The sequence below is a fragment of the Celeribacter sp. genome (genome assembly GCF_048270365.1).
Taxonomy (GTDB): domain Bacteria; phylum Pseudomonadota; class Alphaproteobacteria; order Rhodobacterales; family Rhodobacteraceae; genus Celeribacter.
Genome location: NZ_JBLWTA010000001.1, coordinates 338,696 through 351,471 on the forward strand (window position 1 = coordinate 338,696; position 12,776 = coordinate 351,471).

The following is a 12,776-nucleotide window of genomic DNA, read 5'->3' on the forward strand; positions in this document are numbered from 1 at the left end:
CGCATGGCTGCACCCACGATATTTATGGGCGCACTGCGGCGCCCCAGGGAAACCGCCCCACCTTGATGGTCTTGACCGGCTTGCGGGAGGCGACATCGATCACGGTGACATCGCCGCTCACCCCGTTGGTGGTAAAGAGCTGGCTGTGATCCGGCGAAAACGCCATGTGCCAAACGCGACGCCCGACGAGGATGTAGTCCTCGACCTCAAGCGTCTCGGTGTTGACCACGGCGACATGGTTCGACGGCCCCAGCGCCACGAAAGCGGTCTTGTGATCCGGCGTCAGTTCGAACCCCACGGGTTGGATCAGATCGGGATGAACGCCCTGAATTTCAAAGTGAATCTTACCGGTCTCGCTTTGATCCACCGTGTCAAACACCGTGATCGTGCCGCCAATCTCTGACGACACCCAAAGCTCGCTGCCATCTTTGACAAATTCCGCATGACGGGGCCGCGCATCGACCAAGGTGTTGGCGTAAATCTCATGCGTGCCCGTGTCGATCCAATGCGCCATATTCGTGGTCTCAGAGGTGGTGATCACCGTCTTGCCATCGGGCGACACGGCCATGCCTTCGGGCTCGATGCCGACGTTGATCTGGGCCACCACTTTGCGCGTTTCGACATCGACAACCGTGGTCACCGCGTCGTCCTCATTGGCGATCCAGAGGTGCCGGTCATCGGGATGCAGCACGAATTGCTCCGGGTCTTCGCCTGAGGGCAGATCGTGCAAAATCTCGCCCGTTTCCGGGTCCATCACCTGCACTGCATCGCTGTCGGAGGCACAGATATAGAGCCGCGTGTGATCCGAATTAAAGGTGATGCCGCGCGGGCGTTCGCCCACTTCAATCGTGCGCACGACCTCCAAAGTGTCGATGTCGATCACCGACAGCGTGTCGTCTTTTTCATTGCTAACCCAAATCTCTGACGCCGTCGCAGGCAAAGCAAACGCGAGCGCCAAAAGACTGGCAGACATCTTAGTTTTCAAAATCATGGCAGTCACTTTCCATTTGATCCAATCCCAAAGTGTCGAGCGGATTTCGGGCATGTTCAAAGCCGTCCGGCGGCGCCGAGGCTACCTGCGCGTGGGCGTTCACCACCGGGATCGGTTGGCGCATCTGGCCGTTCCAGGTGCGAAAGCTCAAAGGCCTGCCCTGAAAAGCCGCCAGTTCAAACCCGTCTGACAGAATATAGTCGCGCAGCACGTCGGGCGCCGCCGATCCGGTCCGCGTCACCGCCTCGCCAATCACCCGCACAGCGGCCCAGGCGGCGTAATCCTCCGCCGTCATGTCGCGCTGCGCGAGGTCTTGAAACCGGCTTTGCAACTGCGCCGCGCCCCATTGTTCGACGACAGGCGCCCAGGCCTCCGCCACCAGCCCCACGGCCCCTGCGACCGGGCGCGGCTCCCATGTGTTGTGTTCGATGTAGCGGGCGAAATCGTCATGCGCGTCGGCGACAAGCACCACGTCATGCGCCTTGAAATCTTGCGTGAACAGGGGCACTTCGCGGGCGGCGGCGCGCCGCAGATCGGTGTCAAAAGACCACTTCGTCTCCGAGACAATCTTGAGGCCGAATTTCCGCGCCGCATCGCGATAGCTTTGCGCAAGTGCTGCGTCTTCCGCGCTTGGCCCCTCAATCAGCGCCAGTTTGGTCCAGCGTTTCTCCATCAAAACCTGCATCAAGGCATCCGCCTCCATGCCCAACTCCGGCGCGGTGTGAAACAGGTTGGCGCGACAGTCACCGTCGCGCAGGGCCGGGGCTTTTTCCGCGACATTGAACAGCAAGGCCGACTGTGCGACAGGCAGGTCCGCCACCTGCAACAGCGCCCTCGCCGCCATGTCGAGCAGCACGAGATCATGCGTGCCGAACATCGCCTGCGCGGCGGCGATCACATCGCCTTCGGGCGCGAGTGACACCACATCCATCGTATAATGATGCCCCAGAAACCCGCCCGTCGTCTGATTGTCCTTAAGCGCCAATTCCGCCCCAATGATACCACGCGCAGGCGGGATCGGATCGAGCCCCGACAGAACCGCACGCGGTGGGGTCTCCAAGCGCAGATAGCCGATTGAAATCTCGATCTGCTCTGCCCTGAGATCAGCAGGCATCACAGAGACGCAGGCCATAATTCCTATGGCACACCAAGTCCTTATCATCGTCGTCCTCCCTCCCAAAACCCTATGCGGCGCAGGGTCAGAGGCGAACCACGACCAAAGTCGCATGGCTGTTTCGACAGTGGCACCAAGGTCTAATGGCGCGCGCCTTCGCGGCAGAGATATTCATGGGAAAACGATGGGAGGACCCAATGAAAAACGCTGTAAAACGCACCGCTTTGCTCGCCGCACTCACGACCGCAATCGCAACCGTCGCCTTCGCCCATGGCGATGTGACGCCGCAGCCGGTGAACACCGATGCCCTGCCCGATGTGGGCGAAGAATGGCTGACCGAAAACCCCTACCGCGCGGAGGAGGCGGGCGAAGAGGTTTGGCTCAAGGCGATTGAAATCGGCTCGTCCGGCTACAACCAGAACTGCGCGCGCTGTCATGGTCTGGGCGTTGTGTCGGGCGGTCTGGCCCCCGATCTGCGCTATCTCGAGGCCGAGGAATATGGCGACGAATGGTTCGTCGAGCGCTTCCAGCACGGCATGACCCAGAACGGCGTCACCAAGATGCCCGCCTTCGGGGAGTTGCTGGGTCAAAAAGCCGCCTGGGCGATCCGCACCTATGTCGAAACCCGCCCCGACGATGGCGCGTTGGATGATCACATGGCGCGTCTGACGGAAATTCGTGACCACCTTCTGGCCGGGGACGTCGAAAACCCGACCGCCGTGCAGGAAGAGCTTGCCAGCATCGCCGACGATGTCGAAACCGGCTCCGGCGCGCCGGTCGCCGACAGCGTGGCGTTTGAGGCCGCGCGCAACATGACCGACGATCCCGCGACGTGGAAACACACCGCCGATCTTCTGACGGTGGGCCTCTCTGCGGCGGAGTGAACCACCATGCGCCGTCACATCACATCGGGCCCTCTCGTGGCCCTGCTCGCCGGTCTCGCTTTCGCGGGGCCGGCTTTCGCGCGCTGTGAGGACTATGTCCCCGGCCCGAAACCGCAGAACACTTTTGCGCAGGATGTCGGCCGCGAGTTCGACCGCATCATCGACGAGGGCTGGATCGAATTCGCCCTCTACGAAGACTTCCCGCCCTGGTCCTATGAAGAGGGCGGTAAGGCCATAGGGATAGACGTCGAAATCGGTCGGATCATCGCCGAAGACCTGGGGGTCACGCCCCGCTTTCGCCTCGTGCAGGCGGATGAGACCCTCGACGCGGATCTGCGCAATTACGTCTGGAAAGGCGCCACAGTGGACGGCCGCGTCTCTGACGTCATGCTGCATGTGCCCTATGACAGCGAATTGACCTGTCGGATCGAACAGGTTGTTTTCACGGGACAATATGCGGGCGAGGCCTTGGCCATCGGCTATAGTGAGGCCGACTATCCCGACGCCAAACCGACGCCCGCCTATTTTCGCTTTGACACAGTGGCGGTGGAAAACGACAGCCTGTCGGACTTCTATCTGACCTCTGTCGGGCGCGGTGCCATCGGGGACGCCATCCATCGCTACCGCTCTTCGGATGCGGCCGTCGCGGGCATGACCTCGGGCGAAACCATGGCCGTCATGGCACCTCTCGCGGTGATCGAGGCGGGGCTGAGCGAGGGGTTCGGCGTCCATCAACCGCCCCTGCCCGGTCTGGTGCGCAACAGCTGGACCGTGGGCGTCGCCGTCAACCAACAGCACCGCGATCTGGGCTATGCGGTCGATTACGCGATTGAAAAAGCGCTGGCGGATGGGCGGATCGAAGCCATTTTTGCCGAACATGGCCTGAGCTTTCTGCCGCCTGAGCGGTGAGGGTCACAGCGAGCTCAGATTGCCCGCGACATCGACAAGGTACACCCGAGACAGGCCGAGCTTTTGCTTGGCCGTCGCAATCTCAGAGCGCGGCATCAGGCAAAAGGCGGTCGAGGCCGTATCCGCCAGCGCCGCTTTGCCCGCGCCTTTTGCGAGTACGGTCACGGTCGACCACATGGGCGCCCCGCCTTTGGGATGCAGGATATGGGTCTCACCGCCCACCGTCATCGCGCTCGGGCTCGAGGTTGCCATCGCGCCTGCGTTCAGATGAACCGCGCCCAGACGCCCGGCTTCGGGGTCCTCAAAACCCAACCGAAATGGCCCGCCCAAAGCGGTGAATTCCCCCATGTTGATCAGCGCATCGTCATATCCGCGCGCAGACAATAGAGCGGCGATGCGGTCCGTCGCATAGCCCTGTGCGATGCCGTTGAAACTGAGCTTTTGCCCCGCACCCAGCTTGATGTGATCCGCCTCACGCGTGACACGATCCAGACCGATCAAATCGCGCGCTACTTTGACATCTCCGCCCTGCGCCAAAGCCTCCCAAAGCGGCTGGATTGTTGGATCGAACAGACCGCCCGTCACAGCATGAACCCGATGTGACAGCTCTAAAATCTCGCGCATTTCCTGTGACAGAGCCCCCTCCCCACGCGCATTCAGACGCGACAGATCGGAGGCCGGATCATAGAGCGAAAAGCGCCGCTCCAAGGCACGGATTTCCCCGATCACCGCTTGTAAATCCGCCTCGATCAGCCCCGCCGCACCACGCAATTCGAGCGAGACTTCCGCGCCAAAGGCATAGCCTTTCCAACGCCCCGTCTCGGCCCATGCGGGTGTCGCCAAAGCACAGGCGGAAAGCGTGATAAACCGACGTCGGGACAGTGTCATGCGGCAATCTCCTGTGATTTGTCACGACGTTTTGCCGCCAAGACCAGCGGCACACATTGGGTCGGGTCGTCATGGATTTTGACGCAGTCAAGACATTGGAAACATTCATTATATTGGATTTCTCCTGTCTTCTTGATCGCCCCGTAGCGGCATTTAACACGGCAGAGCTGGCAGGGGCTGCCGCAGTCCTCGCGCCGCGCGATCCAGTCGCGGCCTCTGAGCAGGCCGCCAATCGCCATGAACGCGCCCAAGGGGCAGACATAGCGGCAGAATCCTTTGAAAAAGACCAAACTCGACGCCAGCAAAAACACCGCGTAGGCGACATAAATCCACTCTCGCCTGAAATAGACTGTGATCGCAGTTTTGAACGGTTCGATCTCGGCGGCCTTTTCGGCGTGATCCGGGGCCGCGAAGGCCACCACGATCAGCCCCGCCAGCGCGATGTATTTCCCTTTCTTCAAACGTCGATCCCAGAGCGGCTTCGCCTCGCGTTGACGTAGTCCCAAAGCCTTGCCGAGATGATGCAGCACCTCCTGCATCGCGCCGAACGGACAAAGCCAGCCACAAAACAGCCCCCGTCCCCACAGCACGAACCCAAGGAGGCTCACCGCCCAGATCATCAGAGAAAACGGGTCATACAGAAGCACAGAGAGGCTACCGTCACCCACGGCGGCGCGCAACACGGCGAGCACCGTCACGATGGACAATTGCCCCTGCCCCCACCAGCCGATGAAGCCGATCACAAAGCAAAGGATGCCAAGCCGCATCGCGGTGAAATACCTCTGCGCAGCGAAGCGATGCATCAAGGGGCCGACAAGCACCAAAAGCGTGGTCAGGAAGAGCGCCAGAGCGATCAGGTCGGCCTTGCGATTGAACGCCGCTTCAAGCCAGGCGGGCAGCGGTTTATGCACCTCGGGCACGCTGTAAAACCGCTCTGGCGCTGTGTAAGCCAGCTCGAAATGCGTGTCGCCGATCTCTGGCTGGAACATGCCGTGTTCGCGCACGGCCTGTACCTTAAGCACCCACTCCGAGATCGGATCGAACCCCAGCCGCCGGTCGGCGCGCAGGATCATCGCACTCGCCGGTTCGGGCACATCGGCGGCCAGTTCGACCCAGATGTCGGCATCGCGCAGCGCGACGGGAAAGCCGCCCTGCTCCGCCGACAGCCGATCCGGCGCAGTGTTGCGCACGAACTCCTCCGACACCAACCCGTGCCGTCCGGCGTCCATGACCAACAGAGGCTCGGCCTCGGGCGAGACCTCGAGAAAGCGCTGCACCTCGGCATAGGTGCCGGGGGACAGAACCGCCCGCGCCACCGAAGGCGCACCGATATCGACAAGCCATAGATCGAGATAGCGGCCCTCCGGGTCGGCCTGTGCCTCCGGGTCGTCATTGGCCCAAAGCGTGCCGGCAAAATCGGCGTCCAGCTCAGCGTTGGTGACGGAAAGACGCCGCGCGATGCCTTGGTCCACGAGATCGGCCCATGTCAGCACCTCCTCAATGTCCGGATCGGGGCGCGCGGGCGTGGATGTCGCCAGCCCCTGCATCTTGTCGCGGGCCACGATCAGCGTGGCAGCAAGGATGCTTTCATGCGCGATCCGCACGCTGGCCGTGGCCTTCGTGACACCGTCGAGATAGACCAGATCGGATCCGCCACCGCCCGCACCATAAGGCACGCCGACGACGAGGCTTTGGGTGATCGACAGGCCCGGATATTGCGCCAGAAACTCGCGAAACGGCGCCTCGCCAAGGCCCGACACAAAGACCGGCTCATATTGCGACAGCAATCTCACATCAATAAAGACACCCGATTTATCCAAAAGAACCAAGGCGTTGATCGGCTTTCCTGAGAAACCGGGCAAAGGCGCCAGCGGGCCGGTTTCGAACACATAGCCCACCTCGGCGCCGCCGGAGTTCAAAAGCTGATAGACGCCTCGGTTGTCAATTTCCTCCCCCAACGCATAGGGCGGGACAATCAGCTCCGCGATCTCGTCGCGCGGCAAAGGCTCCGGCCCGGCGGCCATGACCGACAGGGGGAGTGAGGTGAGCACGATCCAAATCAGCGCCCGAAATGAGACAATAAGCCTGCGCATCTGATCACGCTAACAACGCCCGTGCGCGCGGCGAATACGACCAAAGTCCAGCACGCCCTGCGACCCGCCCCGCGCTACAGTCACTTCGGGAGGACGTCATGCAAAACCCGCGGATCACGTCAGTGAAATATACGGCCCTGTCCTTGGGCGGGCTGGTCGCGCTCTGGGCCTTTGCGGCTTGGGTCAAAGCCGACCCGGAGATATTGCCGTCGCCCTTGGCGGTCATGACGGTGTTGGCCGATCTGATCGCCAAAGGCACGCTCTGGCCGCAGATGCAGGCGACGCTCACCCGCGTGATCCTGTCCTTCACGGCGGCCATGGTGCTTGGCACCGCCCTTGGGATTTTGCTCGGCCTGTCACCGCGTCTCAATCGCCTGTTCGACCCTTGGGTGACGGTGTTTCTGAACCTGCCAGCGCTGGTGGTGATCGTGCTTTGCTATCTCTGGATTGGTCTCAACGAGGTGGCCGCGATCACCGCCGTCACGCTCAACAAACTGGCGCAGGTGACGGTGACGCTGCGCGATGGAACAGCCGCGCGGGATCGGCGGCTCGATGAAATGGCGGGGCTCTACCGGATGCCCCGCGCGCGCTACCTGCGCCATGTCGTTCTGCCGCAACTGGCGCCCTATCTCGCAATCGCGGGACGCAACGGTTTGGCGATGATCTGGAAGATCGTGCTTGTCGTGGAATTTCTGGGCCGTTCCAATGGGATAGGCTTTAAAATTCATCTACATTTTCAGAATTTTCAAACCGCGCATGTGCTGGCCTATGCGCTCAGTTTCGTGGCCGTCATGCTGGTGATCGAGGTCGCGGTGATCCAGCCGTGGGAACGCGCCGCCGGGCGCTGGCGGGGCACTGCAGAGGGGGGCACAGGCGGCCTCACGGCTCGGACTGCGGCGCCATGACAAAGCGCTCAAGGTCCTGTGGCGCGATGGGTTTGTAGAGGATTTTGACGCCCGCCCCCGCGCTGTGCTGCACCACCTCGGGCGAGCGGTTCGCGGTCACCAGACGGGCCGGAATAGCGCCGTACAGTCCCCGCATCTGGCGGATCACCTCGATGCCGTCGATGCCCTCGCCAAGCTGATAATCGACCAGCATGAGATCGGGCACCACATCCAGCTCAGCCACCAGCGACAGCGCCTCTTCGCCGCTTTCCACCGCCACCACCGCAAGCCCCCATTTTTCGAGCAAAAGCGTCATGGCACGGCGCACATCGGCGTCGTTTTCGACCAAAAGCGCGATCAGCCCAAAGGCCTGATCCGGGGCCGTGGGGGGCGATTGAAAACTGGCCAGATTTTGCGCCGCCACATGCCGGGTCACAGCGAGATCGATGCCGAACACTGTGCCCTTGCCCAGCACACTGTGCAGATGGATCGGATGACCCAGCTGCGCGCAGGCCCGATCCACGATAGCAAGCCCAAGCCCCATGCCGACAGAGGCCGAAGCCGAGGTGCCAAGCCGATGAAATTCCTGAAAAATCGCCTGTTGCGAGGCTTCGGGAATGCCCGGTCCGGTGTCGCGCACCTCAAGACGCACACGCCCGTTCGGCTTGTGCCGTGCGCCCACGAGCACCCGGCCCTCCTCGGTGTATCGGATCGCGTTGGACATCAGGTTCTGCAAAATCCGCCGCAAATACGTCGGGTCGCTTTCAACGATTTTATCGGTGCGCAAAACACGCAAGTCGATGCCCTTGGCGCGCGCGGCGGGCAGGTATTCTTCGCGCAGCTGCATCAGCATCGGCGCCAAGGGCACCGGCATGATGTCAAGCGCAGACCGCCCGGCCTCCAATTTGGAAATATCCAGCAGCGCGGAGAGGATGTTTTCGACACTGGCCAGCGCATTTTGCGCCTTGGCCAGCGTTTCCTGCGCCAGCGGGCTACTCACATCGTCCTCGGCGGAGGCAACGAAAAGCTTGGCGGCGGACAGAGGTTGCAACAGGTCGTGACTTGCGGCGGCGACAAAGCGCGAGCGCGCGGCATTGGCGCGTTCCGCTCGCCCCAGCGCGTCCTCAAGATCAAGCGTCCGGCTCATCACCCGCGCCTCCAGCGTCTCGTTGGCCTGCGTCAGCTCGTCCATCGCTTTGCGTTCAGCGGTGACATCCATCACCGACATCACGAAGCCACCATCCGGCAGATCCTCGGCGGAGACCACAAGCACGCGGTTGTCGACATGTTTGAGCTCGAAACTGATCGGCACACGCGGCGCCTGTCCGTAGACCCAGGTGAGCAAGGCCTCGGGCGTCATCCCGTCACTCAGTGTCAAAGCCGTTTCGGCCCGCTGATACATGGTGTCAAACCGCGCGCCGATCCGCATAAAGGACATCGGCAAGCCCATCAGATAGCCAAGACGTTGATTAAAGCCCGCAAGCCGCGCGTCCTTGTCAAAGATGCACACACCCAAGGAGACATGCTCCAAAGTGGCACGGATCATCTGGGCCTGATCGTCCAGCATCCGCCCTCGGGTCTCGCGTTCGGTCATCACCAGATCTGAGACATCGGTCTGCAAGATCACCGTGCCATCGTCAGGCGTGCGCTGTTCGGAAATCTGGATCCAACGGTCGCCATCCACATGAATATTGAAGACCACATGCCGGTCCCGGTGCCGTTCGACACGACGTTCGGCCCAGGCGTAGGCCGTATCCGTTTCGGTCAGATCGAGATGTTTGGACTTGCCGACCAACTCGGCATATTTCGAAAAGCTGATCCCCTCATGAAGGGCTTCGCGCACATCCGGCAAAAAGCTCGCAAAGCGCGAATTATACATCACCAGCACGTCGTCTGAATCGAACAAGGCAAAGCCGTCCTGCACCGTCTCGATGGCATTGGCGAGGTTGCGCCGCGCGGTGTCGAGATCGCGGTTCGCCTCGGCCAGACGCGCGTTCGAGACGTTGAGCAGATCGAGCGCATATTCCAGATCGACGGTGCGCTGCCGGACCTGTTCCTCGAACATGGCGGCGCGCTGAAACTGGGCATAGGCGGCGCTGTGTTCGTTCGAGCGCTGTTCCGTCTGGCTCATCAGCACATCGACGATTTTCAATAGTTTTTCGCGCGACCGCTCCGGGGAATCGGCGGGATTCAGGACAAAATCGGACGGGCGGGTCATCTGGGCGCCCCCTCTTTGGGCGCATTTGCGGATGTGGCCCCGGAACAGGCCGTCAATTCGCCCTCGTTCATCGCCGTGCCCGGCGGATAGATCGCCACCCCGGTGAAGGTCTGGTTGACATGGATCGCGCCGATCTGTTCGCCATAGGTGGAAAATCCGCGCACCTTATGTTTGCGCAACAGCGCGGACACTTCGGTTTTCTTCTGGGTTTGCTCCGCCTCGATCCGGCGAAAGATGCAATCGAAGGCCAGCACCATCTCCGGTGCCGCAGGCCGCGCCAGCGTGTCGAGCGTATCGGTCAGATGGCCCACCATGTCCTTGGGTTCTGCCAAAGTCAGCACCAAGCCCTGATCAATCGCGGCAAAAAACGACATATCGCCATTGGGCTCCACCGCTTTGATCGCACGCACATGGTGTTTGCCTCCGACCTGCACCACCACAGGGTTCGCGGCGAAAACCCGATCATTCAAAGCCGCCGGGTCCTGACCGATCAGACGCGCATATTCCACCGCGGCGGGTTCGGCGTTGATCTCATTGACGACACGGGTGTCGGGTTCGGCCTCGGTCACGACCATGCGCTTTTCGGTGACCTGAAAATGATCGCAGGAAAACACCCGCACCGGGCAATGGGTGCGGAAAAACGTCAGCATGGCGGCGTTCTCGGTGATCTGACGACCATTGAGCAGAAAGGTCTCCTTGAACCGCACCCCATCGCCGGCAGAGCCGCCGAACAGCGGCACAGGCCCCAGCCCGGAGGAGAGCGCAGCGGTCAAGGCGTCTTCGCGCTCCGAGAGCCCATCGACCAGAAGCATCGCGAATTCATGTTCGAAATGCGGGTAACGTTGCGCCAGGATTTGCCGCGCGCGGATCAAGCCGCTCATCAGGTCCTGCGACAGGCAGGTCTCAAGCTCGGGCACCAGGATCGTCTCCACCCCGAAATGTTCGACCGGAAAGCCGACCGCGAGGATTTTATCCTCGTCATAGCCCTCCGCCGTCAATTCGCCCGCCGTCGAACAGCCCATCACCCGGCCCCAGGGCACCTCGGCCTTGATCTGGCGCGCCAAAGCCACGCGATCCACACTGGGCGCGATGAACATCAGGACGATGGAAAACGGCCCCTTGCCGAGCTTTTGCACCAACTTGCGGATGGCCTCGGGGTCCTGCGCCTCGACCTCGGCCGAACGCACGATGGGCGCGCCCTCGCCAAAGCTCGGCCCAAAGCCCGCGCCATACCCCGCACCGAAAGCTGCGTTCTGATGTCTCATGATGTCCTCCCTCAGGTGAGGGTGACGCAAACTCAGGTGTCAGGCAAGAGGCTGTTGAAGTTGGCTTCCTGCGCGATGAGCACGGCCTGGGTGCGGCTTTGCACGCCGAGCTTGCGCATGATCGCGGTCACATGCGCCTTGACCGTGGTCTCGGCGATGGACAGCTCATAGGCGATTTGCTTGTTCATCTGACCCTCGCAGATCAACTGCAAAATCCGCGCCTGTTGTTTCGTCAGATGCGACAGACGAATGAGCGCCTCTTCGCCGGAACTCAGCGGCATATTGGCGTCGCTCTCGGAATAGGCCCCTTCGGGGGCGTAAATCTCGCCATTGGCGATATGCTCGAAGGCCTTGCGAAACACATCGCGCGGCGAATGTTTCGGCACAAAGCCCGCCGCCCCCACACGAATGGCCGAACGCACCACGCGCGGCTCCGCCATCGACGACACGATCACCACCGGCGTGCGTGGGCAAAGCTTGACCAACCGCACCAATCCATCAAGCCCGTTCACATCGGGGAGGTTCAGATCGAGCAGGATCACATCGGGCTCGAGCCCCCCGTCCAGCACCGCCATGGCGTCCTCCAGCGCGCCTGCGGTCTGCACCCGCTCAATGCCAAGCCCCGCCTTCAAGGTCATCGACAAGGCATCGCAAAACAGCGGGTGGTCGTCGATAATCAAAGCATTTTGCAAGGCACCTTCGACGCGAATGGAGGGTTTGTCGTTCATTGGAAAACCATTTCTCACCTGTTTCTACCTCAGCCTAACAGAGACAAAACTTCTCTGACATTGGCGGAAAGTCTATATTTTATTGCAGGAATTTTTATTTCCGCGCGCGGCACACTGCGGCACCACAACCGGAAATCCCCACGCAACCCACTGTAAAACAATATATTTCCACCACCGACCCGGGCTCAATTCGGCAGGCAAATATCCCGGCACGATGGGACCGGTTGCGGCACCGATTGCCACCCCCACAGGGTTGAGACGAATGACACAGCGGCCTGAGCGCCAGCCTGACAAGATGGGATCGTCACCACCTATAGAAAGATCCGCAAATGACCGACAAAGACCGAGACTTCGATACGTTCATGTCCGACGCGCTCGTCGCATTGGCCGACGCCAATCCTGGCATCACCGCCGTTCTGCAAACCTCGGCAAGCCGCTGGAGTATTGGGTTCGAAACCGAAGAACAGATCGACCTGGAACTCTTCGAGATCGGCCAGCGCGTGATGCTTTCCACCACTGTGCCCGCCACGGGAGACGAAACGCTGGAACGCGCCAAGGACGGGCTGTTGGCCTACAACCTCATGTGGCGTGAAAGTGGCAATATTCGCACCGCCCTTGCCGGGACCGAGATCTTCCTGATCACCGATCTGCCGGTTGCGACCATCGACAGCGACAGCCTGAACATCGGCCTCGATGCGCTGCGACTGGCGCGAGCGCAATGGGCCCGTTTTCTGACGCAAAACGCCGCCGACCCGGTCGATTTCACCGCCGATCATATTCTGCGCGCATAAGGAGCCTTCTT

The 12,776-nt window shown here is 61.4% G+C and carries 11 protein-coding genes; 4 read left to right on the plus strand and 7 right to left on the minus strand.

The genetic code is table 11. The annotated features are described in order from the left end of the window. Window positions 1-22: 22 nt before the first annotated feature. Window positions 23-991 (minus strand): YVTN family beta-propeller repeat protein, encoded by a 969-nt coding sequence (locus ACN0X0_RS01675; protein ID WP_417277748.1) that lies wholly within the window; start codon window positions 989-991, stop codon window positions 23-25. Continuing rightward, complete coding sequence (locus ACN0X0_RS01680; RefSeq protein WP_417277749.1) at window positions 975-2,153, minus strand: ABC transporter substrate-binding protein; 1,179 nt, start codon at window positions 2,151-2,153, stop codon at window positions 975-977. The genes ACN0X0_RS01675 and ACN0X0_RS01680 overlap by 17 nt, the downstream gene beginning before the upstream one ends. A gap of 149 nt (window positions 2,154-2,302) precedes the next feature. On the opposite strand from ACN0X0_RS01680, the gene pedF reads away from it, so the two are divergent. Continuing rightward, a complete protein-coding gene (gene pedF, locus ACN0X0_RS01685; RefSeq protein ID WP_417277750.1) occupies window positions 2,303-2,989 on the plus strand; it encodes a cytochrome c-550 PedF in 687 nt (228 codons plus the stop codon). Between the two features lie 6 nt (window positions 2,990-2,995). Next, window positions 2,996-3,898: a substrate-binding periplasmic protein gene (locus ACN0X0_RS01690; RefSeq protein WP_417277751.1), complete on the plus strand. Its 903-nt coding sequence runs from the start codon at window positions 2,996-2,998 to the stop codon at window positions 3,896-3,898. 3 nt (window positions 3,899-3,901) lie between these two features. Here the strand turns inward: ACN0X0_RS01690 and ACN0X0_RS01695 are convergent, their stop codons facing one another. Beyond that, window positions 3,902-4,786, minus strand: coding sequence for an FAD:protein FMN transferase (locus ACN0X0_RS01695; RefSeq protein WP_417277752.1), 885 nt, complete (start codon window positions 4,784-4,786; stop codon window positions 3,902-3,904). Then, window positions 4,783-6,879 carry a 4Fe-4S binding protein gene (locus ACN0X0_RS01700; RefSeq protein ID WP_417277753.1) on the minus strand — a complete coding sequence of 699 codons (2,097 nt, stop codon included), beginning with the start codon at window positions 6,877-6,879 and terminating at the stop codon, window positions 4,783-4,785. Before ACN0X0_RS01700 ends, ACN0X0_RS01695 begins: the two co-directional genes overlap by 4 nt. Window positions 6,880-6,977: 98 nt before the next feature. Here ACN0X0_RS01700 and ACN0X0_RS01705 point away from each other — a divergent pair, with 98 nt between their 5' ends. Beyond that, on the plus strand, window positions 6,978-7,784 hold the full coding sequence (locus ACN0X0_RS01705; RefSeq protein WP_417277754.1) for an ABC transporter permease: 807 nt from the start codon (window positions 6,978-6,980) through the stop codon (window positions 7,782-7,784). Here the strand turns inward: ACN0X0_RS01705 and ACN0X0_RS01710 are convergent. Genes ACN0X0_RS01710 through ACN0X0_RS01720 form a run of 3 tightly spaced genes read right to left on the minus strand, consistent with a single transcriptional unit; the run spans window position 7,759 to window position 11,974 of the window. Next, window positions 7,759-9,981 (minus strand): PAS-domain containing protein, encoded by a 2,223-nt coding sequence (locus tag ACN0X0_RS01710; RefSeq protein WP_417277755.1) that lies wholly within the window; start codon window positions 9,979-9,981, stop codon window positions 7,759-7,761. The two genes, ACN0X0_RS01705 and ACN0X0_RS01710, sit on opposite strands and share 26 nt — an antisense overlap. Next, complete coding sequence (locus tag ACN0X0_RS01715) at window positions 9,978-11,246, minus strand: FIST N-terminal domain-containing protein (protein WP_417277756.1); 1,269 nt, start codon at window positions 11,244-11,246, stop codon at window positions 9,978-9,980. The genes ACN0X0_RS01710 and ACN0X0_RS01715 overlap by 4 nt, the downstream gene beginning before the upstream one ends. A gap of 32 nt (window positions 11,247-11,278) precedes the next feature. After that, complete coding sequence (locus ACN0X0_RS01720) at window positions 11,279-11,974, minus strand: response regulator transcription factor (RefSeq protein ID WP_417277757.1); 696 nt, start codon at window positions 11,972-11,974, stop codon at window positions 11,279-11,281. Window positions 11,975-12,303: 329 nt separating this feature from the next. Between ACN0X0_RS01720 and ACN0X0_RS01725 the strand changes: the two genes are divergently transcribed. Further along, window positions 12,304-12,765: a type III secretion system chaperone gene (locus ACN0X0_RS01725; protein ID WP_417277758.1), complete on the plus strand. Its 462-nt coding sequence runs from the start codon at window positions 12,304-12,306 to the stop codon at window positions 12,763-12,765. Window positions 12,766-12,776: the final 11 nt, after the last annotated feature.

What these genes read in the sequence shown, in the direction of transcription:
- ACN0X0_RS01710 (WP_417277755.1), bottom strand. Translation starts at nt 9,981, where the DNA reads ATGACCCGCCCGTCCGATTTTGTCCTGAATCCCGCCGATTCCCCGGAG.
- ACN0X0_RS01680 (WP_417277749.1), bottom strand. Translation starts at nt 2,153, where the DNA reads ATGATAAGGACTTGGTGTGCCATAGGAATTATGGCCTGCGTCTCTGTG.
- pedF (WP_417277750.1), top strand. Translation starts at nt 2,303, where the DNA reads ATGAAAAACGCTGTAAAACGCACCGCTTTGCTCGCCGCACTCACGACC.
- ACN0X0_RS01695 (WP_417277752.1), bottom strand. Translation starts at nt 4,786, where the DNA reads ATGACACTGTCCCGACGTCGGTTTATCACGCTTTCCGCCTGTGCTTTG.
- ACN0X0_RS01725 (WP_417277758.1), top strand. Translation starts at nt 12,304, where the DNA reads ATGACCGACAAAGACCGAGACTTCGATACGTTCATGTCCGACGCGCTC.
- ACN0X0_RS01675 (WP_417277748.1), bottom strand. Translation starts at nt 991, where the DNA reads ATGATTTTGAAAACTAAGATGTCTGCCAGTCTTTTGGCGCTCGCGTTT.
- ACN0X0_RS01715 (WP_417277756.1), bottom strand. Translation starts at nt 11,246, where the DNA reads ATGAGACATCAGAACGCAGCTTTCGGTGCGGGGTATGGCGCGGGCTTT.
- ACN0X0_RS01690 (WP_417277751.1), top strand. Translation starts at nt 2,996, where the DNA reads ATGCGCCGTCACATCACATCGGGCCCTCTCGTGGCCCTGCTCGCCGGT.
- ACN0X0_RS01700 (WP_417277753.1), bottom strand. Translation starts at nt 6,879, where the DNA reads ATGCGCAGGCTTATTGTCTCATTTCGGGCGCTGATTTGGATCGTGCTC.
- ACN0X0_RS01720 (WP_417277757.1), bottom strand. Translation starts at nt 11,974, where the DNA reads ATGAACGACAAACCCTCCATTCGCGTCGAAGGTGCCTTGCAAAATGCT.
- ACN0X0_RS01705 (WP_417277754.1), top strand. Translation starts at nt 6,978, where the DNA reads ATGCAAAACCCGCGGATCACGTCAGTGAAATATACGGCCCTGTCCTTG.